At 34.7% G+C, this 22,513-nt stretch carries 14 protein-coding genes and 1 tRNA gene; 8 read left to right on the forward strand and 7 right to left on the reverse strand.

Annotation, left to right across the window (positions count from 1 at the left end):
- Positions 1 to 55: 55 nt before the first annotated feature.
- The 5 genes from EYD46_RS02500 to EYD46_RS02520 form a co-directional block, all read right to left on the reverse strand.
- A complete protein-coding gene (locus EYD46_RS02500) occupies positions 56 to 1,096 on the reverse strand; it encodes a mannonate dehydratase (protein WP_130935471.1) in 1,041 nt (346 codons plus the stop codon).
- A gap of 21 nt (positions 1,097 to 1,117) precedes the next feature.
- Complete coding sequence (locus tag EYD46_RS02505; RefSeq protein ID WP_130935472.1) at positions 1,118 to 3,292, reverse strand: glucosidase family protein; 2,175 nt, start codon at positions 3,290 to 3,292, stop codon at positions 1,118 to 1,120.
- Between the two features lie 12 nt (positions 3,293 to 3,304).
- A complete protein-coding gene (locus tag EYD46_RS02510) occupies positions 3,305 to 7,651 on the reverse strand; it encodes a glycoside hydrolase family 38 N-terminal domain-containing protein (protein ID WP_130935473.1) in 4,347 nt (1,448 codons plus the stop codon).
- Between the two features lie 486 nt (positions 7,652 to 8,137).
- A complete protein-coding gene (gene bla, locus EYD46_RS02515) occupies positions 8,138 to 9,049 on the reverse strand; it encodes a class A beta-lactamase, subclass A2 (RefSeq protein ID WP_130935474.1) in 912 nt (303 codons plus the stop codon).
- A 77-nt stretch (positions 9,050 to 9,126) separates the two neighbouring features.
- Positions 9,127 to 10,005, reverse strand: coding sequence for an AraC family transcriptional regulator (locus EYD46_RS02520; RefSeq protein ID WP_130935475.1), 879 nt, complete (start codon positions 10,003 to 10,005; stop codon positions 9,127 to 9,129).
- A 304-nt stretch (positions 10,006 to 10,309) separates the two neighbouring features.
- Here EYD46_RS02520 and EYD46_RS02525 point away from each other — a divergent pair, with 304 nt between their 5' ends.
- Positions 10,310 to 12,613 carry a GH92 family glycosyl hydrolase gene (locus tag EYD46_RS02525; RefSeq protein WP_130935476.1) on the forward strand — a complete coding sequence of 768 codons (2,304 nt, stop codon included), beginning with the start codon at positions 10,310 to 10,312 and terminating at the stop codon, positions 12,611 to 12,613.
- Between the two features lie 65 nt (positions 12,614 to 12,678).
- On the opposite strand, the gene EYD46_RS02530 is transcribed toward EYD46_RS02525, so the two are convergent.
- The gene (locus EYD46_RS02530; protein WP_130935477.1) at positions 12,679 to 13,524 is read right to left on the reverse strand and encodes an AraC family transcriptional regulator; all 846 of its coding nucleotides are present in this window, start codon (positions 13,522 to 13,524) and stop codon (positions 12,679 to 12,681) included.
- A 162-nt stretch (positions 13,525 to 13,686) separates the two neighbouring features.
- Here EYD46_RS02530 and EYD46_RS02535 point away from each other — a divergent pair, with 162 nt between their 5' ends.
- From EYD46_RS02535 to EYD46_RS02550, 4 genes are read left to right on the forward strand one after another with little or no spacing between them, the layout of a single operon-like run.
- Positions 13,687 to 14,652, forward strand: a complete 966-nt coding sequence (locus EYD46_RS02535; RefSeq protein WP_130935478.1) for a dihydrodipicolinate synthase family protein — start codon at positions 13,687 to 13,689, stop codon at positions 14,650 to 14,652.
- A gap of 54 nt (positions 14,653 to 14,706) precedes the next feature.
- Positions 14,707 to 16,236, forward strand: a complete 1,530-nt coding sequence (locus tag EYD46_RS02540) for an aldehyde dehydrogenase (NADP(+)) (RefSeq protein ID WP_130935479.1) — start codon at positions 14,707 to 14,709, stop codon at positions 16,234 to 16,236.
- 17 nt (positions 16,237 to 16,253) lie between these two features.
- Entirely contained in the window at positions 16,254 to 17,261 is a 1,008-nt protein-coding gene (locus EYD46_RS02545; protein ID WP_130935480.1) for a 4-hydroxyproline epimerase, read from the forward strand.
- 7 nt (positions 17,262 to 17,268) lie between these two features.
- Positions 17,269 to 18,516 carry an NAD(P)/FAD-dependent oxidoreductase gene (locus EYD46_RS02550; protein ID WP_130935481.1) on the forward strand — a complete coding sequence of 416 codons (1,248 nt, stop codon included), beginning with the start codon at positions 17,269 to 17,271 and terminating at the stop codon, positions 18,514 to 18,516.
- Between the two features lie 62 nt (positions 18,517 to 18,578).
- Here EYD46_RS02550 and EYD46_RS02555 read toward each other — a convergent pair.
- Positions 18,579 to 18,663 (reverse strand) — tRNA-Ser (locus EYD46_RS02555).
- 183 nt (positions 18,664 to 18,846) lie between these two features.
- Here EYD46_RS02555 and EYD46_RS02560 point away from each other — a divergent pair.
- The 3 genes from EYD46_RS02560 to EYD46_RS02570 all read left to right on the forward strand — a co-directional run bounded on the left by EYD46_RS02560 (position 18,847) and on the right by EYD46_RS02570 (position 22,461).
- Positions 18,847 to 19,479, forward strand: a complete 633-nt coding sequence (locus EYD46_RS02560; protein ID WP_130935482.1) for an NAD(P)H-dependent oxidoreductase — start codon at positions 18,847 to 18,849, stop codon at positions 19,477 to 19,479.
- A 122-nt stretch (positions 19,480 to 19,601) separates the two neighbouring features.
- Complete coding sequence (locus EYD46_RS02565; RefSeq protein WP_130935483.1) at positions 19,602 to 20,798, forward strand: DegT/DnrJ/EryC1/StrS family aminotransferase; 1,197 nt, start codon at positions 19,602 to 19,604, stop codon at positions 20,796 to 20,798.
- Between the two features lie 91 nt (positions 20,799 to 20,889).
- Positions 20,890 to 22,461 (forward strand): family 16 glycosylhydrolase, encoded by a 1,572-nt coding sequence (locus EYD46_RS02570; protein ID WP_229731258.1) that lies wholly within the window; start codon positions 20,890 to 20,892, stop codon positions 22,459 to 22,461.
- Positions 22,462 to 22,513: the final 52 nt, after the last annotated feature.

The following is a 22,513-nucleotide window of genomic DNA, read 5'->3' on the forward strand; positions in this document are numbered from 1 at the left end:
TAACAACAGTGATATATGGTTTTTCTTTATGCCATACACCTCTAAAATACTAGTTCTATTGATTTAAGGTAGCAATAATTCCTTTTATATACCCAATGGTAAAGGCTCTACCTCGTTCTTCCCAAGATACATCGCCAGTCATTTTTGGCACGTGCCCCGGCATAATCATGCCTTTATACCCAACGTCTTTTAGTTTTTTAAGCATTGCTACGGGGTCATAATATCCGGGCATATCTACAAAAACTTCATTTAATTTAGTATTGTTTACTAAAGAATTGGATATGGTTTGAAAGTGTACATACACCAACTTATCTTGTTTTGCAAAATACTCTGTTACCTCGTCTAGGTTTTCGCCCATTGCCGAGAAATTACCAAGGCAATATTGTAATCCATGATTTTCACTTTCTACCAAAGACATCCCTTTTTTATAGGCTTCAAAGCTTCTAAAAAGTTGTGGTACGCCAGCTAAAGAAGGTACAGGCGGGTCGTTAGGATGCAGTGCTAAGGTTACACCAGCTTCTTCTGCTACGGGTAGTACGCCTTCCAAAAAATATTGGTAGTAATCCCACATTTCGTCTTCTGAAAATACGCGTCCGTGAGACAGCGGTGCTCTTTTAAAATCATCAAGGTCGATGCTCATGGATTGTGCGCCACCGCGAATAGGATAGGTGGTAGAGGAACGCCAAACTCCTGTTGGTGTCCATCCATAACCCAATACTGGGATGCCAGCGGCACCCATATTGGCAATGGATTCTTGTACGTGCTTTAGTTGTTCTTCTCTGCCAGGTTGCCCCATCATTATTTTGTCGTAAAATGAAAACGGCATGTTTTCCAGAGCTAAAAAGCGGATACCTGCATTTTCAACTGTTTTACGTAGCATCAAGAGGTCCTTATATTCCCATTGGTGGTCTCCTGGAAGTGGCAGACTGTCAAAATTGGTATCGATAAGATTGTTCCTGTACATATTCAGGATAATTTCATCTACCCCTAATTGCTTAATTAGGGTTAGTTTTTCTTCTGTTGGGTGCATAAAGGACCCGAAACCTGGGCGCATAGGCAAATCTTTCCACTGCCCCGTTTTTATAAGTCGTTCCATATTAATTTAACGCTACGCGTATTATTTTTTTATTGAATAAGTTTCGCCATAAAACTTTGTAGTTTCCAGTTGGCCATTTTTGTAAATAGAAAATGTTTTTCTTTCTAGTTGAATGCTATAGCTGTCGTTGTTCCATTGTACATTTTCTAATAAAGCTGTACCAATATCCTCGTGGTTATAGGGTTTTATGGATAAACTGTTTTCTTGAATGTTTACACCAAAAGTTCCAAAAATAATGGCTTCCATTCCAGCTCCGGCCGCAATTTGCAAAGGCATTGATGAGCGGTCTGCCTCAGGAGCATCTATACGTGGGTTTTGCGGGAGGTATGGAAAATGGTCTATATAGCGCATGTTACGTTTTAAAACATCCCATCCTTTTCCTGCAAATCCTTTTTGGTATAGGTTTCTCGAAATTCGTCCTGGCATTCCTGCATATTGGCCACCGCCACCCCAGTCGGAATCTATTAAATCCCAATGCACGCTATCGCGTCTAGCTATGGAATACACCCCATATTTTCCTAAAAACTCGCCTTCTTGAAGATGGCTAACTAATTTATAGGCTTGGTGGTCTGGTAAATAATCGGTACCCAACAAATCAAAAAGGTGGTAAGTCCAAATGGTACCTTTGGTGCCGTCTGGATAATAATTATCAAACCATCCCAATTCTTCGTTCCACATGTACTTATCAACTAAAGATTTCAGTTTTTCGGCGTCTTTAAAGAATGTCTTTTCCAATTTGCTCTCATTTCTTTTCTTCGCCCAATCGGCCATGGTGTATAACAAATCGATGGTAAGTGTATTAGTGATGGGCACCGCATGGTTATAACCATCGGTTCGTATTTCAATAATCTTTTCGGTGTTATAGCCCACATCAATTAAACCTAGCTTGTTAGTGTAATTATTCTGTAATTCGTCCACCCATGCTTGCATCCACTGCCATACGGTTTTTCCAGCGGCCACTTCATCAAAAATGGAATAATCGTTAGTATGACGTAAATAGGCTTCTATCATAATTTGAAGCGCAAAAGGCTCCTGAATGTATAGAATTTCCCAGTGTGCTCCGTTCCAACCTACATAGGTTTTCTTGAGTTGTACTTGCTCAAAATCGGTTAATATGGCGCCTTTTAAGCTTTCTGGCTCCAACATAGCTAACACATCTGATGCATAGGAGTTATCCCAGCTAATGGTATATGGCCAAGTGCCTACTGCCCAAAATACATCGGTTATATAATTTGGGTTTTCGTAACGACTCATCATTACAGATAATAAACAGCGATAGTAATACTCTTGCAGTTGTTTGTTAGAGCTAGTTAGAACTGGCATTTGTTTGTAAGCCCAAGCTAGCATATCACGGGTCTTTTTATCTGCTTGTTCCATACGTTCTTTAATGTCGGCTTGATACACTTCTGGAGCACCATTTTGTGGTTCATAAAACTTAACTGCAAAATAATAGGTAGCTGTTTCTCCAGGAGCAATACTAATTTCAAACCCTTTTTCGCTAGTTTCCTTTATGGAAGAAGAAACACGGGCATGAGCCATATCACTACCTATGGTAAAAGTGTCAATCTGAGCAGGCTTTGTATTTCCTTGTTTAAAGTGACATACCATACGTTCTGCTACCTGATTGGGTATGATGGTCATGTTTAAATCTTTAGAATTACGATTGGTTAATTTAAGTTTGATAAAAACTTCATCGTCTTCAAAAGACACATTAGTCCAGCTTTTTGCTGAAAAACTTACCCATGTTTGGTTATACTCTTTATGAAATGTAGCTGTTCGCACATATTGGTTGGGTTGCCATTTTTCATCTTGCGTTACCATGATTGAAGGCGAATTGGGACGGAAATTACACCCAAGAGGGTCAGGTGCAGCCCCATCATCAATCCATGATTTCCATTGCGTTGGCACATCATCATTAATTATTCTATTAGTGCCTTTGTCATAGAAATTCAGGTTAAAATTATAGCGCGTTGATTCTATTGGCAAAAACCATACATTGGTAAACTGTGTAACACTATACTGGCGTGGCGATATAAAACCACGATAGTTTACTAGTAGAACTTGTTGGTCGTCAAAAGTCATATCTTCCCTATCCATGGCATAGTATTCGGGGTCTGCAGGTGTGCGTTTTATTTGCCCAAAAACAGATTGCACTGTAATTACTAATAGGGTTAAGACTAAAAATTTAATTCTCATAATTTATGTTTTTTATTCTATTGGTAATAAATCGGTTCTAAGAACGGATTGGTTTTCGTCGTCTAACAAAGTAACCTCATTTAATCTAACTATGCCATTTTGTGTGTTGTCATCATCAAATGTTGGTAAGTTATTTTTTTCAAATAAAATCATGATACCATCGGCAGAAATCGCTTGGTTAAACGTTACGTAGAAGGTATTTCTAATGTCTTTATCTGGAGCGGATTCAAAATTAATTTCGGTTAATTGCTCTCCATTTCTTGCATATATGCGGAATTTGTCGTGAATTGGGAAAATATTACCTCTGTCGGCTATCAATGTCATGCCTCCAACTGTTTTTTCCTCACTTAAATTAATACCTAACCAAACATCTTTGGGCTGTTCTTTAGTGCCTCCACCATATTGTTTGGATACCCAACCGCTGTAATAACTTCCATCGGTTGCTTTTAAGGAATTGAAGTAATTGTTATAATCTGATTGACTGATATTTTGATTCAAGTCCACAAATCTTCTGTATCGGTGTACCATATCTTTGGTATTCGATTTGTACATTTCTAAATTAATAAGGCTTCGTTCTTCAATTTCAAACGGTGCTGTATATTTTTTTAGTTCGCTGGTGCTATTTCTATCTTCTGTATAGTAATAGATATCTAGATTAGGGTCTGTACACGTAATGGTAACAATCTTTTTTGGTCTAAAGGTTTCAAAAGTTTTACTAGCCACATATTCGTGAGAGATTTTTACTGGTACCTGCTCCATGTAGGCGTATGATGGGTCTGAATATGGCCCTACATTTTCGTTATGATCTACTGCCGCCACTTTATAGTAATATGCTTTATTAACCTCTACTGTTTTATCGGCATACATTTGACGATTTAGTGCTGCTGTGCTGTATGTTTTGTGGAATGTAATGGAATCTTTTGAGGGTATAAGCTCATTAATTAAATTGTCTTTTGTTGGTGTGAAATTTGGGTTTTCCCCTCTGTGAATTACATATTTATCTACATCTTTTTCAAAATTGGTGTAAAACCAAAGGTTGATAAAATTTTCTGGTGCTAATGGGGAGACATGTGCCGTGTACACCCCAAGTACTTTCCTTGGTTTGTCGTCTATTTCGTCACTTTTAGGTGTTTTGCACTTTACTACTTTTGATGCACTGCTACGGTTATTAAATTTATCTACTGCTTGAACGCGATAATAGTATGTTGTGTTTGGGGCCACAAGACTGTGTGCCCAACCTCCAAAATTAAGTTGTGTTTGGTCTATGTAAGAATTTGTTTCTGCGGTGCCAATAAAATTTAAGGTACTAGGTTCACAGGAATTATCTAAACTTCTATAAATGTTATAATGACTTAAGTTCTCAAGGTTTTCTATTTGTTGCCAAGATATTTGTACTTTTTCATTAGATATAGCTTGGGCTTTTACTTCTAAATCAGAAGTTGAAAAATTCGCTTTACCTACTACTCGTATTGTTTTAATACCATGACCGTTAATTTGAAATTCTATTTCGTTATTGGTAACCTTAATGGCTTCTTTATCATCTTCAATAAGGTTTAAGGTATAGGCTTTGGTAATATCTTGATTTAAATTGAGCTTTACTTTTACGTTTGTAGTTTTACCTTCCAATTCAAAAAAGCGCATAATAAATCCATTACCGTTAGCTTCGGCTTTTTTGAATGTGGTACATATAACATTGTCTTTATCTGTGCTTAAAAATGAACGACTATTTGGTAATTGTCCTTTTTTATTTTTTTGAATGTATTGGGCTAGGAGTGGGTGGGAACTCTCCCAACCAAATACTGGTGCTTTTCCTTGTTGCCAGTTCCCTTTATGACTGTTTATGGAAAAGGTATATTTCTTTAAACCTGGTTGGTCTACTTGTACATTGGTTTGGAAGAAATTGTTCATTAAATAGAGAAACATATTACTGTTCTCTGGTTTTACGATGTCTTCTTTGGCTCTGCGGCCATCATTATTCCAAAATACAGGTCTTGGGTGCTTGTAATTAATCAAGTTGCCTTCAATTGTAGACAAGGTTACTCCAAAGTCTTCATTAGAAGCATCTGCAAAATGTTGAATGGCATAAAAAGCAGATTCAGCCGCTTCAAATTGTAAATCCTTATTTCCCGGTTGGGTTACTGCTCCTGCTAATTCATGGTGGTGCTGATGATTGGGGACGTTTATTGGGATAGCACAAAAAGAGGCTTCTTTAATATAACGGTTCCAGCCAGAAATAAGCGCTTCTCCGTTAGAAAGTTTGTCTACTTCTAAAGCAAAATCTAACCTTTTAGTATTGTGATGTATATATACTACCAAAGTTGTTCTGTCTGTTAGGTAAGCCTTTTGGTTTAGATGCAGTTCGTCCATTACAACACCTTTGTATAGTTTAATATCGGTAAACTTTGTTTTCTTCCACTCTTTGCTAAAATGGTCATAGTGTATGTACTCGCCTAAGGCGTAAGGCGAGCTTTTATCTACGATGTTTTTATTGAGTTGTTTGTCCAAAACCTCCGATATAATATTCTCTTCTTTATTTAAGGTTATGTGGTAAAAATTATTTTCTACAGAGGTTTCATTGCTTAATAAAGATTTGGAGAGGGTTGGTTTCTTTACTTCTTTAATATTGAAGGTTTTATATCCCATAACAGGAATATTTTTAGCGTAAAACACCAATTTGCCATTGGTAAGCTCTTGTACTTTAACAGGCTTTTTGGTATTGGGGTCAATTATTTTAAAACTATTGAAAGGTATTTGGTCTTTATTGATATAAACCACATCATTCCGTTCCCAGTTTAAGCTGTTGTATACCACTATTCCGTTAGATTTTGATTGTATTTCAGAGCCTAACTTTTCAAGTGATACTTGCAATGCATTTTCGTTATAATCAATGGCTTCATCTACCAAAGTTTCATGCATAACATTTTCGGTTTCGTAGTATTTAGGATTACCTCCATCAAAAGTACCGTTGGTATGCTCGTGATACATGACAATACGGTTATAGGCTTGGAATATATCTTTTTCTGGATAACCACCTTTTGTATTCATAGCAAAAGTTGCTAATTTTTCGGTAGTAGGAATGGCGTAGTTTACACGTCTTGCTTTAGCCATAAGGTCAGCATCAATTATTTCTTGGTCGTTCCAGCTATCTGGTGCATCTTTAGATGTTTCTTCTATTGTAATGCCATTTTTTAATTGTGATTCTACGTCTTCAAAATAAGAACTAACTAAGGAGCATCTAAATTTTGGATACTCGTATTTGGCATTCCATTCTTTGATTTTTTCGGCATTTTCCATAGTTGGGACAGAAAAATCATGACTATCATAAGCTAAAATGCAATCGAACTGCCAATCTAAATCTACATGACGATTAATAAGATAGGACACGCCTTCTAAATCCCAAGTTGCTATTTTGTTTGGCGAGTAATAAGAATCTGTTTTGCATAATGCAACGTTTTTTGTGTCGCCGTCTGGACTCAACCATTTAAAAACAGGTTGGTCAAACATATCATTCAAATTGTTAGGATTGTTGCTTCCATGCATAAAATAAGGAATGTCAGCTTCCTTGAGGTATAAAGGCCAAGAACGGGTAATACCTGTAACATCATTATTTAAAGCAAGTTTAGAGGGTGCAACATCTAACATGTCAACAATGTAACGGTTGGGTGTGTAAAAGCTACGGGCTAAAACCTCATATCCTGGTATTTGGGAGGAAATGGTGTTGTGGTTGGCAGAAAAGCCTATTCTACCTTCATTTACACGTTGTTCAAATTCTTTGATTCTCTCAGGGGTTTGTTTTGATATCCAACGAATTATAGGTTCACTGGTTTCAATATTCCATCTAAATTGGTCGTTTTCATCCCAAGAGTCGGTCTCCTTACAAAAGTCTAGTGCTGTATCAATACCGGCTTCTCGTACCGCTTTTCTAATATTTTGGTAATAGCTTATAAATCCAAGGTCTTGGTGTGAAACGGCCGCATAATAAACCTTCCATTTTTTTTGCGGTTGCCAAACTATGGTTTTCTGTGCTACTACTCTTTTTTTATTGTTGATTAGTTCTATTAATACTTTAGAAGGTTTATTTACGTCCATTAACATAAGGTCGTAAACTCCTTTGCCTTTGGTTAAAGCACCCAAATTTTGGTAGTACTCATCAAACCCTTCAACCTTAATTCTTGCTTCTACAGATGCTTTAGTTGCTGTGTTGTTTATTGATAGTTTTACTAATTGTTTTAATGCCTCTCCGTTTTTTGCCTTCGGGAAAAACGGTGTTGGCGTTATATCGGTAATTTCAATTTTTGAATTTTGTGCACTTATTGAAATGAAACAACATAGAAATGAGAGTACTAAAAAATTTTTCATAGTTTTTAAACTGGGTGTATTGCTATTAATTACGTTTGTTAAACACTTGTTGTATCAATTTACTGTGCATTAGTACATGTTAATATGTGCGAAATCTACGGGCACAGGCTAAGTAAAGTACAATATAAAATTCTTAAAGAATTTTGATAAAATTTTAGGTAAGACTTTAGTTTAGCTTTGTTTATTGGTGAAATTAAGTGTTGGTAAGTACAAATTTAGCTATTATGGCATTAGGATTATGATATGATACTTGCTAGATTTGAGTCAATATTAACATTAAAAAGAAACTCTATGTTAATGTTGTCTTATTAGATAGGAAAGAAATTTGGAACGGTTTTGTATGTGAGTAGTAGCGAGTTTCTACTCACTATACTTTCGGTTTTACACTGACCTTTATTTTATATTTCAACTTCCGTTTTATCATTTAAACCGTTATTACTTATATATCGTGTTACCTGCTGACATTTTCAATATTTGGACTATCACTTACTCGTCCAAAAAATAATCCCAAGCAACCTTAGAGATGTCGGATATTATTTTTTCGTTAGTTTTAAAATCTTCTTTAGAATCAGTCACAAAAACACTTATAGTAAGATGTTTTCCATTCGGAAAAAACACAATTCCAATATTATTTACTGCTGCAGTTATGCCTGTTTCTTTATGCTTTCCTGACGAGCCTGTTTTGTGTGCAACAATTATTTCTTCTGGTAATAGCCCTCTTAATCTGTTTTTTCCAGTTTTGGTTCCTTTCATTATGTTCCAAATAAAATCATAGCTCTCTTTGGAAAGCAACCCATTTTTGTTTTCATAAAATGTTATCAGAATCTTATTAGCTTCTTTTGGTGTTGTCCAATTTAAAAATTGCAAATCCCAATTGCCCTGCATTGTCTCCTCATTTATTTTTACAGCAAAATCTTTAAAACCGAGACTTAAAAAATAATTCTCAACAACTTGTGGTTTTCCGAGCAATTTTAGCAAAACATCACAGCCAACATTGTCACTCAAAGCCACCGTGTATTCAATAATTTCTGCAATAGTAAGTGTAGCTCCTTCTGGATATTTTTTTCTTATTGGACTCCATAGTCCAGGTAGCAGTTCATTTTTCTTAATCTCAATTTTTTGGTCAAGTGAAAGATTGCCTTTATCTACTTCAGATAGAATTGTCAACGCAATTGGAAACTTGAAAACACTCTGCATTGGATAGTGTCTTTGACCATTAATACTTAGTGTGTCATTAGTTTTAATCCCATTGATTGCAACTCCAACAATTGCACTTTTTGTATTTATGATACTATCAATTTTCTTTCTTAAAGTTTCTATTTCTTGAGAATAGCCTTTTGTTAAAACTATTAAGAAGAGAAGGAAAATGATGATTGTATTTCTTAACATAATCTTTATTTTACTTAAAGTTAACGTTTATTATCAGGGATAATTTTATTTTAGTACACCTTTGTTATATAGGAAGTGCTATTTGTTTACCTAGCGTTGGCTTTTAAAAATTGAGAAGGGGTAAGCCCTTTGTTTAATTCCTTGAATTTTTTATTGAAATGTTGAATTGTTGGAAATCCCGAATGGATGGCAACTGTGTTTATTGACTCATTTGTATTATCTAAAAGTAAACGTTTAGCATGATTTATGCGATATTCATTTAAGAAATCAAAAAACGTTTTTCCTGTTTTTTGTTTGAATAAACGGCAGAACGAAGGTTTAGTTAAACACGCCATATCTGCCATTTCCTGTAGTGTGATTTTATCTTTAAAATGGGTTTCAATATGATTAAACACCTTATTTACCAAACCGTGGTCTTTTCTTGTTAATTGGGGTAAATACCCTGGACTTGCTAATAATTTATAACCTTCAGCTTCTGTTAATTTAAATAATAAGTCAAATACTGATATCCATTTTCTTAGCCCTGTTCTATCGTTAATTTCCAGAAACAGAGGTTTAATTTCTTCACTTGTTGTTTGGGAAAATGATATGCCTCTTTGTGCTAGGGTAAAAAGCTGAATTAGGGGTTGTAATTCCTGTGCTTTTTTAAACATATTATCTATCATATCTGGCGGGAACTGAAGTGTAATACGTATGCTTCTACTTAAAGCTTTGTTGGCATTAGGAGTCTCTGTGTTATTATTTACCCACATGTGTGGTAAATTAGAGCCTACCAAAACTAAATCTCCAGCTTTGTATCTGGATGTATGGTCTCCTATATATCTAACTCCTTCACTTTCTAGTATTAATGTTAATTCTAGCTCAGGGTGGAAATGCCACGGCATATCAAAACTAGGTTTGTCTAAATATGTACATCGAAAAGGGGTTTCCTCATCGAAAAGGATTTTATAAAACGATGCTTTCATTTAATTTTAAATTCAGCTAAAGTTAAAAATAAATGACTAAAAATAAAGCCGGCCACCTTAAATTAGATAGCCGATTTTGTTCCTGTAAAAATGTGTAATCCAATAGTAATGATAATGATAAGGTAAATTTAACTAATACAGTTGTGAATAATATATCCATAAATTAGATGAATCTATCCACTATAAGCAGAAGTGTATGCTATAGTTTTACTCACTAAAGGTATCTTGAAAAATTAAGAGATGCTTTAAAATAATAACATTGATAGGATAGATTGATAGTTCCATCTGCTAAATCAGAAAAAAAATGAATAAAAAAGAATGGCTTAACACAGTAACAAAGAATATGGCACTACTATTTTTTGCATTTGTGTTTTCATGTGGTAACCAAGAGACGATAGAAGATTATACAGCGTATGTAAATCCATTTGTAGGCACACAAAATGATGGACATACATTTCCGGGAGCAACAACACCTTTGGGAATGGTGCAACCGAGTCCGGAGTCTTATGACACCTACTATAAAGGCTATGAAGCAGACCATATAGCAGGATATCAGTACAACGACCCTTGGCTTATTGGTTTTACACAAACACATTTAAACGGCGTGGGGTGTCCGTCATTGTCTGATATTTTATTACAACCCCTAAATGCAGATACCATCAACAGTAATTCACGATTCAATTATAAATCCACATATAAAAAAGAAAGTGAGGAAGCCATACCAGGGTATTACAAAGTTTATTTAGACGATTTTAAGGTACAAGTAGAACTTACAGCTTCCGAACATGTGGCGTACCACAGATATACCTATAACACCGTTAAAGATGCTAAACTACTTATAGATTTACAATATGGTGTAACTTGGAATGTAAAGGATATACCAGGTAATGTTTTAGACGCGTATCAGCAGTTTGAAGACGATTATACCTTAAGTGGTTATAGAAAAGCACGCCAATGGGCGCAAAGGGATTTATACTATGTTATAAAGTTTAGTAAGAAGATTACCAATAAAAACGAACTGTTACCACCCGACAATAAACAAGAAAAGGCACCAAGATATATTTTAGATTTTGATATGGGAGATAGCCCTGTTCTTGAAGTAAAAATAGGCGTATCAACAGTAGGGGTAGAAGAAGCTAAAAAGAATCTGGAAGCACAGATTCCTTCATGGGATAGTTTTGATGCAGTAAGAACCAGTACAAATAAAAAGTGGAACGACATTTTAGGGAAAATTGATATAGAAGGCGAAGTCGATAAAAAGATAGCATTTTATACCAGTTTGTATCATTTATACATTCAGCCTAATAACATTGCTGATGTAGATGGACAATTTAGAAGTTCTGGTTCTGGAGTTCAAAAAGCTACCAGTGGTAAATATTATTCAACGCTCTCGTTGTGGGATACCTATCGTGCGGCCAAACCTATGTATACCATTTTAAGTCCAGAATTGGTAAGTGATATCAATACCTCGATGATGGATAGTTATAGGTATATGAAGGTGGATACCTTAAACCCAAAAGAAGCTAATAGATACTTACCAAGATGGCAATTATGGGGGCAAGAAACCCATACCATGATAGGTAATCATGCCGTACCCGTTATTGTAGACGCCTATTTAAAAGGTATAAAACCAAAAGGCTATACGGATGACGAAGTTTTCGATGCCGTTTGGACGTCCTTAACAAAAGAACACTATCGAAACCATGTAAAACTCATCGATTCCTTTGGTTATATTCCCTATGATGTAAAATTATCAAAAATAGATGATGGCAGGGAAACCGTATCCCGTTTGTTAGAAAATATCTATGATGATTATGCTGGTGCTTTACTAGCTGAAACCTTAGGCAAAACCAAAGAAGCCAAATTTTTAAGGAACAGAGCATCGTTTTATAAAAATGTGTATGATAAAGAAAGTGGTTTTATGCGAGGAAAAAATGCAAAAGGCGAGTTTAAAAAAGATGTAGATGCTACTGAGGTTGTTGGCGAATGGTTGAAAGGTTCAGATTTTACTGAAGGTAATGCCTATCATTATCAGTTCCATGTGTTACATGACATTCCTGGTTTAGTAGATATTATGGGAGGTAAAACCGAATTTGGTAATAAGCTAGATGCCATGTTTTACTCAAAAGAAACCCCAGAGGTACGTACTTTGGTTTGGGAACTTCGTGGCACTTACGGGCAGTATTGGCACGGTAACGAACCTTGCCATCATGTACCATATCTATACAAGTACAGCGATAGACCCCATAAAGCGGATAAAATAATAAAGACATTAATTGATGATTATTATTATAGCAAACCAGATGGTTTAATGGGAAATGACGATTGCGGACAAATGTCTGCATGGTATATGTTTGGAGTGCTCGGGTTTTACCCAGTAAACCCTACAGGAGGCGAGTATATTTTAGGGGCACCGCAAGTAGAAGAAGCTACCATAAACTTGCCTAACGGAAAAACCTTTAAAGTAAAAGCAGAAAACTTAAGTGATGATAATTACATTGTAAAATCTGTAAATTTAAATGGAACCGTATTAAATAGAAAGTATATTACCCATGACGAAATTCTTAAAGGCGGAGAATTGATTTTTGAGATGGGAAGTATGAAGTAGTGTAGTGGAACTTTATTTAAATAAAAGTTTTACCTACTTAGTTTTTTTTAATCTCTGAAGCTGGTTTAATATTTTATTTTTCTAAATTCTGAAGGACTCATTTTTTTAATAGCTTTAAATTGTCGGTTGAAATTAGATATATTGTTGAAACCTACTTTTTCAGCAATTTCTGTAATAGAAATATCCTTATTTTTATGTAGGTGTTTACAAGAGTTTTCTATTCGTAATTCATTTAAAAACTGAAAATATGTTTTATTGGTTCTTTTCTTAAAATATTTACAGAATGCATTTTTTGTCATATTCGCAACTTCCGCAATAGTTTTTAAAGAGACCTCTTTTTCATAATTGTTTATAGTATATTCAAATATATTACGCATTCTTCGTCCTTCATTATCTGTGTATTTTTTATTTGATACAAATGAAGATAAATTTTTATGAGTAGATGTAGCACATAACTTTAAAACTTCCAGAAGTATTAAGAATCTATCTAACTTACTAGCATTTTCTAACTTAAAAAAACAATCTTTAATATGATATAAATTGGATGTAACTTCAAAACCGTGTTTAGCAGATTTAAAAAAAGGATCTAGTTCTTTGAGCTCTTCTAATTCAAAAAAATCATTACCAAAAGAAGATTTTGTAAAAAATAAACTAATCATTTTAGAGTTTTTAAAACGAGTAATATCACTTTTAAAAAGATGAGGTATATTACTTCCTATAACTACAATATTACCTCTTGTATAATAGTTTACAGAGTCTCCAACAATTAAAGCACCTTCGCCTTCAACAATTAAACTTAGTTGTATTTCTTCATGTTGGTGTAATTTGTCATAAAAAGCAACCCCTAAATCCACTTGATAGATTAAAGCATCTTGGTTAGGCTTTGGTATTTTAAAGGGTAGCGCTTTCATAAACTTCAAATATATGTAAATAATACTCTTTAAAATTTAAAAATCATAAATGTAGGATAATATAGTATTAAATATGGATAATTAGATATTGATTTTGAAGATTGGTTTTAGAGTAATTTTACAAAAAAACTATTTAAATAATTTTAGACAAAATAAAATACGATGGAAACAAATAGTTTAGATTGGAGATATACCGTTATGCCAGCTGTGTTTACATGGTTGAAAGAGTCAAAGTCCGGCTCCATTGAAATTGATCTTGATGCCACGCAAAAATACGCCTCGGGTATTTTAAAAGTTAAAGGAAAAGGAGGAAGCAAAATGGGAGGACTTGTTGGCTCCGGTACTCTGGGTGAGAATAGCTATTTGACCTCCGAACAGCGCCTTTCTTTACTTAAAGCCCTTTCTGAAGTTGCTAAAGAATATAATGTTCCATTGATTAGTGGAGCTGCGGCAGAAAATAAAGAAGAGCTTGTGAAAATCGTTGAAGGATTAGCTACTGTTGGAGTAGATACAGTCATGATAATGCCACCAAAAACTAAAGAGCTTCCTTCTGATGAAGAAATGTATGCGTATTATGAACTTGCTGAAGCTACTGCAAGAGGTGCAGGAGTAACAATTATGCCTTATAATAATCCTGATGCAGCTGGATATCATGCACTCTCTACTGATCTTTTGTTAAGAATTGCTATCCTCCCTAATGTTACAGCTCTTAAAATATCGACTATAGATGTTTCAATAATAGAAACGATGATGTTAGCCAACAAAGATCTAAAAGTGTTGGCAGGTGTAGATACTGTAACTGTACACGCAGGACTTGCTGGGGCATCTGGAGGAATTACAGGTGTAGGTTGTATCTTCCCAAAAGCTAGTGTTACTATGCAGGAGTATGTAACAAATGGTGAATGGGCTAAGGCAAATAAAATTTCTCAGGCTATGAATTCCATTTCATATCTGGATTCTAAGCCGTTGCTTCTCGAATATCTTAAGTTTGCTTTTGGAATTCATCATAATGATGTCGATGGAGGACTTCGCACCTTTGGAAAGAAATTAACTCAACAGCAAATTGATGATGTTCGTTCAAGATATACTCTAACAAAAGAAAGACTTGAAGCTCTGGGATTTGATTAATATAGTACTAGTTAAAGTCCAAAATTTTATGAACATAAAACATCAGGAAAAAAAATGATAACAGGAAAAAATTACATAGGTAACACTTTAAAAGCCACAGGAAATACAACACACAAAACAATTAACCCAAAGCTTAACACGGTGAATCCGATACTATTTTACGAAGCGACTGATGATGAAATTGATGAAGCTGTTCAATTAGCATGGTCAGCATTTAAAGATTACAGAAAAGTTTCTGGACAAAAAAGAGCTGAATTTTTAAATACAATCGCAGATGAGATTTTAGCAATAGACCAAGAATTGATAGATACTTATATGTCTGAATCTGGTTTACCTGAAGGCAGAGCAATAGGCGAACGTGGTAGAACTATTTTTCAATTGCGTTCTTTTGCCGATTTGGTTTCTAAAGAAGATTGGCGTGAAAATAGTTTTGATGCAGCAAATCCAGATAGAGAACCGTTTCCAAAAGATGATTTGCGTCGTACATCAATTCCTCTAGGCCCTGTAGTTGTTTTTGGTGCAAGTAACTTTCCCTTAGCTTTTTCAACCGCTGGAGGAGATACAGCAAGTGCATTAGCTGCAGGTTGTCCAGTAATTGTAAAAGTACACGAAATGCATTCTGGTACAGCAGAGTTAGTTGCTTCTGCTATTGTTAAAGCAATAGAAAAAACAGGCATGCCAAATGGTGTGTTTTCTAATATTATGGGGCGTGGTAAAACTGTAGGAGCAGCTTTAGTAAAGCACCCAAAAATAAAAGCAGTGGGTTTTACAGGAAGTATTTCAGGAGGTAGAGCATTATTTGATATAGCAGCAAAACGAAAAGAACCTATACCGGTATTTGCAGAAATGGGAAGTATAAACCCTGTAATTATAACACCAAAAGCTATAGAAAATAGATCAGAACAAATAGCAGCTACATACGCAGGTTCTATTACTTTAGGAGTAGGTCAGTTTTGTACCAACCCAGGTTTAATTTTAACTATCGAAAGTGATAAAACACAGCTGTTTATAAATGATTTGGCAAAAAAAACAGTAGCGATTGATGCGCAATGTATGCTTCATCCAAATATTAAAAGTGGGTTTGTAGAAAATAGTAAAAACGTATCATCTCAAAAAGGAGCAGAAGTTATAGCAAAAATTACAGATACTTTAGAAGATAATTATGCAGCATCGCAAATATTAAGCGTATCAGGAAAAGATTTTTTAGCAAACCCTAAATTACATCAAGAAGTTTTTGGACCTTTTTCTTTAGTAGTTAGAGCTAAAGATGAAGCTGAACTTATAGCTATTATAAATGGACTGGAAGGGCAGTTAACAGGAACCATTTTAGCTGAAAAAGAAGATTATGTAAACCTTCACGATATTGTTGATGCATTAGAAAATAGAGTAGGTAGAATTATATTTAATGGAGTACCAACAGGTGTTGAGGTTTGCCCCTCAATGCAGCACGGTGGCCCATATCCTGCATCAACTGATTCTAGGTTTACAGCAGTAGGAACAAATTCAATAAAACGTTGGGTACGTCCAGTTAGCTACCAATCGTTTCCAAATGAATTATTACCAGAAGCTTTAAAAACTAAATAAGATTGTTGTAGAATAAAATGAGTAGAAATACCTTTGTTTGTATTGATGCACATACTTGTGGAAACCCAGTAAGGGTTATTAAAGAAGGTGGTCCTAATTTAATAGGGAGCACCATGAGCGAAAAACGTCAGCACTTTTTAAAGGACTACGATTGGATTCGAAAAGGTTTAATGTTTGAGCCTCGTGGACATGATATGATGAGTGGTAGTATATTATATCCACCACACAACTCAGAAAACGATTTTTCTATTTTGTTTATAGAAACTTCGGGTTGTTTACCCATGTGTGGTCATGGAACTATAGGCACTATAACCATAGCTATTGAAGAGGGTTTAATAACACCAAAAGTTCCAGGGAAAATTAAAATGGAGGCACCTGCTGGTCTAGTAAATATTGAATATGGACAAACAGGTAATAAAGTAGATTGGGTGCGTTTAACCAACGTTAAAAGTTACTTAGCTGCTGAAGGCTTAACAGTTGATTGTCCTGAGTTAGGAGAATTAACTTTTGATGTGTCTTATGGCGGAAATTATTACGCTATTGTAGACCCTCAAAAAAACTTTTCTGGTGTTCATGATTTTTCTGCTGGAAAGATTATTCAATATTCTCAAATACTTCGTAAAAGAATCAATGATAAATATCCAGCTATGTTTATTCATCCAGAAAATGATACTATAAGAGATGTATCTCATATATTATGGACAGGAAAACCAATAGATTCAACATCAACAGCAAGAAACGCTGTTTTTTATGGAGATAAAGCTATAGATAGAAGTCCGTGTGGTACTGGAACATCAGCAGTTATGGCTCAACGTCATGCCAAAGGGACACTTAAAATTGGAGAAGATTTTATACATGAGAGTTTTATTGGTAGCAAATTTATTGGTCGTGTAGAAGAAGAGGTAACATTAAACGGTAAACCGGCAATTATACCAAGCATTCAGGGTTGGGCAAAAGTTTTTGGATACAACACTATTGTAATTGATGATGATGATCCTTATGCTCATGGATTTCAAGTAATCTAATTAATTTATGAGCAAAAATGTAATTATTATTGGAGGTGGTATAATAGGATTAAGCAGTGCATATTATTTACAAAAAGAAGGTCATCAAGTTACAGTAATAGATAAATCAAATTTTTCATCAGGAGCATCTTACGTTAATGCAGGTTATATTACGCCAAGTCATTTTATGCCTTTGGCTGCTCCAGGTATGATTTCCAAAGGACTTAAATGGATGTTTAATCCTGCAAGCCCCTTGTATATAAAACCAAGATTTGATATTGATTTTTTAAAATGGTCTTTAGCGTTTAGAAAATCTGCAACAGCTGTCAAAGTTGAAAAAGCGATAAAGCCAATAAAGGATATCAACATATTAAGTAGAGAATTATACAAGGAGATAAACAATTCAGAAGACTTTAATTTTCATTTTGAAAAAAAAGGACTTTTAATGTGCTATAAGACAGATAAAGTAGGGGAAGAAGAATGGAAGATAGGGCAACGAGGGATTAAAGAAGGTTTAAAAGTTGAAAACTTGTCGTTGAAAGAAGTTGGAAAAATAGAACCTAAGGCAAATTTGAATATTAAAGGGGCCATTTATTATCATTCTGATGCACATATGACGCCTCATGATTTTATGAATCAAATGCTTTATTATTTAAAATCTAATGGTGTTGTAATCCATGCAAATGAAAAAGTTATTGACATCTCTATATCAAATGATAAAATCTCAAAAGTAATTACAGACAATCAAGAAATAGTCTGTGACGAGGTTGTTTTAGCTGCTGGCAGTTGGAGCCCTCTACTTACTAAAAAGTTAGGGTTAAAAATACCAATTCAAGCAGGAAAAGGCTATAGAATAAATGTGGAGCGTCATACTAATATTACTATTCCAGCAATTTTATGTGAATCTAAAGTGGCAGTTACACCTATGAAAGGGTTTACACGTTTTGCAGGTACTATGGAAATTGCTGGTATTAATCACGATATTAATCCAGTAAGAGTTAACGCTATTGCAAACGCTGCAAAATCGTATTACAATAATCTTGAAATTAATGATGAAGAGAAGGCAAAAGTAGATTGTGGTTTACGACCATGTTCCCCAGATGGCTTGCCATATATTGGTAAATCGTCAAAATGTGTTAATTTAACTATAGCATCAGGACATGCTATGATGGGGTGGAGTTTAGGACCTGCAACAGGAAAACTAGTTTCTGAAATTATTGCGAATAAAAAGACAACTCTGGATTTACTTCCTTTCCATCCAGATAGAACATTTTAAATACATTCATCTATACCTATGAAAATAAAAAACCTACAACTTTTGTTGTAGGTTTTGTTTTGCGGAGAAAGAGGGATTCGAACCCCCGGAGGTGTGACCCTCAACAGTTTTCAAGACTGCCGCATTCGACCACTCTGCCATTTCTCCTTGAGTGCCTCATCAAGCTATTTGCCTGAATGCGGGTGCAAATATAGAACCCTTTTTTAATTCTTTCAAATAAAAGCAAAACTTTTTAAAATAAATTTACACCATTTTACCATTGCTTTATTTTATATCAGTTTATGAGAAAAAGATATTTTCAAACCGTATTTTTGTGCAAAACAAGTAGCAATGTCCAATATTATAGAACAGTTACAATGGCGATATGCCACTAAAAAGTTCGACGACACTAAAACCTTACCCAACGATAAATTAGATATCTTAAAACAAGCATTTAATTTAACCGCAACCTCCTACGGTTTACAAACCATAAAAATGCTTGTAATAAAAGATAAGACGTTAAGATTAAAGCTTGTAAAACACTCCTACAACCAAAGTCAAGTTGTAGATGCATCACATTTATTAGTTATTTGCATACAAGAAAATATTTTAACTGCAGACGTCAACCAATATTATGATAATATAAAAGATATCAGGGAAACACCCGAAAACATTCTAAAACCCTATAGAGATGGATTGTTAGATATGATGAGTAAAATGTCTATCGAGGAGCGACAGAAATGGTCCACAAATCAAGCATATATAGCATTAGGCAATTTAATGACGGTTTGTGCGATAGAACATATAGATGCCTGCCCAATGGAAGGATTTGTACCTCAAAAATTTAACGAAATATTAAATTTAGAAGCCAAAGGCCTTAAGTCAGTATTACTACTACCAGTGGGGTACAGAGCAAAAGACGATATGTTTTCAGAATTTAAAAAAGTAAGAAAACCAATAACCGAAGCCGTAATAGAATTATAAATTATCGGGGTGTTCCCACAAGGGTCGGGCTTTCCATTAATAGTTTTGGTTTCCCGCTATAGGCAGGACCAAAAGCTGCCGTTACAATCCCTAACGCGGGTTAGGATAAATTAAAGAAACTTATGCCAGGATTTGAATTATTTGGAGATTTAGAGAAAGAACAAGTAAATGATGTATTAGACAATGGTGTTATTATGCGCTATGGCTTTGATGGCATGCGTAAAGGCCATTGGAAAGCCAAAGAATTAGAGCAAGAGCTACAAACCACATTCCAATCCAAACATGTACAGTTAGTATCAAGTGGTACTGCAGCAGTTTCAGTAGCATTAGCTTCAGCAGGTGTTGGAGCAGGAGACGAAGTAATCATGCCAACATTTACATTTGTTGCAAGTTTTGAAGCCATAATGCTATTAGGAGCTATTCCAGTTTTGGTAGATGTAGATGATACTTTGGGATTAAACCCAGGAGCTGTAGAAAAAACTATAACTCCAAAAACTAAAGCCATTATGGTCGTACAAATGTGTGGTAGTATGGCAGATATGGATGCGATACAAAAAGTAGCAAAAACACATAATTTACTAGTGGTAGAAGATGCCTGTCAGGCTATTGGAGGTACTTATAAAGGTAAGCCTTTAGGCAGTATAGGAGATTTGGGTTGCTTCTCATTCGATTTTGTAAAAACAATTACCTGTGGTGAGGGTGGTGCTGTGGTAACAAATAATAAACAGTATTATGTAAATGCAGATCATTACAGTGATCATGGGCACGACCATATAGGAAATGACAGAGGAGCAGAAACACACCCTTTTCTAGGTTATAATTTTAGAATCTCAGAGTTGCACGCAGCAGTTGGTTTGGCACAAGTTAAACGATTACCAGAATTTTTAGAAATTCAAAGAAAAAACTTCAACATTATAAGAGACGCTTTAAGTGAAATTCCTGAAGTTACATTTAGAGCTGTTCCAGAAGGTGGTATAGAAAGTTGTGCGTTTCTAAACTTTTTTTTACCAGATATAGACATCACAAGAAAGGTAATAAAAGGATTTAAAGATAATGGCATTGACGCCTGCTGGAACTATTATGATAATAACTGGCATTATATTCGTAAATGGAACCATTTAAAAGATTTAAAATCACTGTTTCCAATTTCAAAAGAAGTAAAAGCGGGATTGCAATATCTAAAGCATAAAACTTTTGAAAAAAGCGATCATTACATCGGTAGAAACATATCATGCTTAATAAAACTATCTTGGACAGATGATGAGATAAAAACAAGAGCCCAAAAGATGGTTCAAGTTATCAAAGCTGCTATAAAATAACTGTTATTTAAATTATGTATGGTTTATGTAGTGGTAAATAATTTTTTGTTACTATAGCAATACCATAGCTTTATGATTTCAAAATAAAGCTATGTGTATCAACAGCATCAGGTCGTTTTTAATTTTACTATTCTTTACAGAAATCTTATTCGGTCAGCAAATGCCAATAGGTTTTTCTAACCAATCAGATGATTTTACACCCTTTGGTGGTAGCGGTTTTTCTAGAAGAGTAAGTCCATCAGATGTGTCAAATATGGTAGGAGAATTTTTTAATGATGGCTCTAATCCTTGGCAAGGATTTACAATAGATTTAGAACGTCCAATAGATTTAGAATTACAAAAAATAATACACCTTGATTTTTATGCATTTGATCCTAATGGGCATCAAGTAACACTTAAATTAGAACAAGGCGCTAACCCAGATGTTCAAGTAACTGTAACCACAATTGCTGCTTCAGGATGGAGTAATGCTATAGTTTTTGATTTCTCTGTCGCAGTATTAAGTTCTGATGGAACAACACCTATAAATGCTTCAGGAATCTATCAGAAACTTACTGTTTTTATTGATGGAGGCAGTACAATAGCAGGTACTTATTTAATAGATAATATTGATGATGGATCAACACCAACCAATCCTAATAACTTAGATGTTATTTATAATGATCTGGTTTGGTTTGATGAGTTTAATACCTCTGGAAAAACAGCAATAAATAATTCAAATTGGTTTCATCAAACGCAAATACCAGCTGGCGGTAGTTGGTTTAATGGAGAAGTGCAACATTATACAAATCGTATTGAAAATTCTTTTGTAGAAAATGGCAATTTAAATATTGTAGCTATAAAAGAATCTTTCACAGATCAAGGAGAAACGAAACAATATACTTCAGCAAGACTAAACTCTAAATTTGCGTTTACCTATGGTAGAGTAGATGTTAAAGCAAAGTTACCATTTGGAGATGGTACGTGGCCAGCTATTTGGACTTTAGGAAAGAATATTACAGAAAATGGCGCCTATTGGCAAACACAAGGTTTTGGTACAACACCATGGCCAGCCTGCGGAGAAATAGACATTATGGAACACGGTTTGGGAGCTGTAAACCACACATCTAGCGCAATACATACTCCTTCTAGTTTTGGAAATACGGTAAATGTAGCATCACAAGAACTTACAGATGTCGCAAATAATTATCACGTATATTCTATGAATTGGTCTCCAAACCAAATAACATTTCTAGTAGATGATATAGCATATTATACCTATAAACCAGCAGTTAGAGACAATAATACATGGCCATTTGATGCTGAACAATATCTTATTTTAAACATAGCTATGGGGGGCATATCAGGCGCTATAGACCCTAGTTTTACTCAAAGTAGCATGGTAATTGACTATGTAAGGGTTTATCAAAATCTAGGATTAAGTGTAAATAAAAATGAATTAAATCCTTTTAAAATCTTCCCCAATCCAGCTAGTGATACATTACATGTAGAGTCAACCCAAAAAGTTGATAAAATTGAGATTTATACTTTATTAGGAAATAAAGTGATAACTCAGAAAGAATCAATAGATTCAATTGAAATATCAAACTTGTCAAAAGGTGTTTATTTAATTTTTATATACTCTAAAAATAAGATTACAGCAAAGAAACTCCTGAAGCAATAGTAACCAATAGGAATCACGTTAAAATGCTCACATTTTAGAACTGTTTCGATGT

Source organism: Hyunsoonleella pacifica (genome assembly GCF_004310335.1).
Classification (GTDB): domain Bacteria; phylum Bacteroidota; class Bacteroidia; order Flavobacteriales; family Flavobacteriaceae; genus Jejuia; species Jejuia pacifica.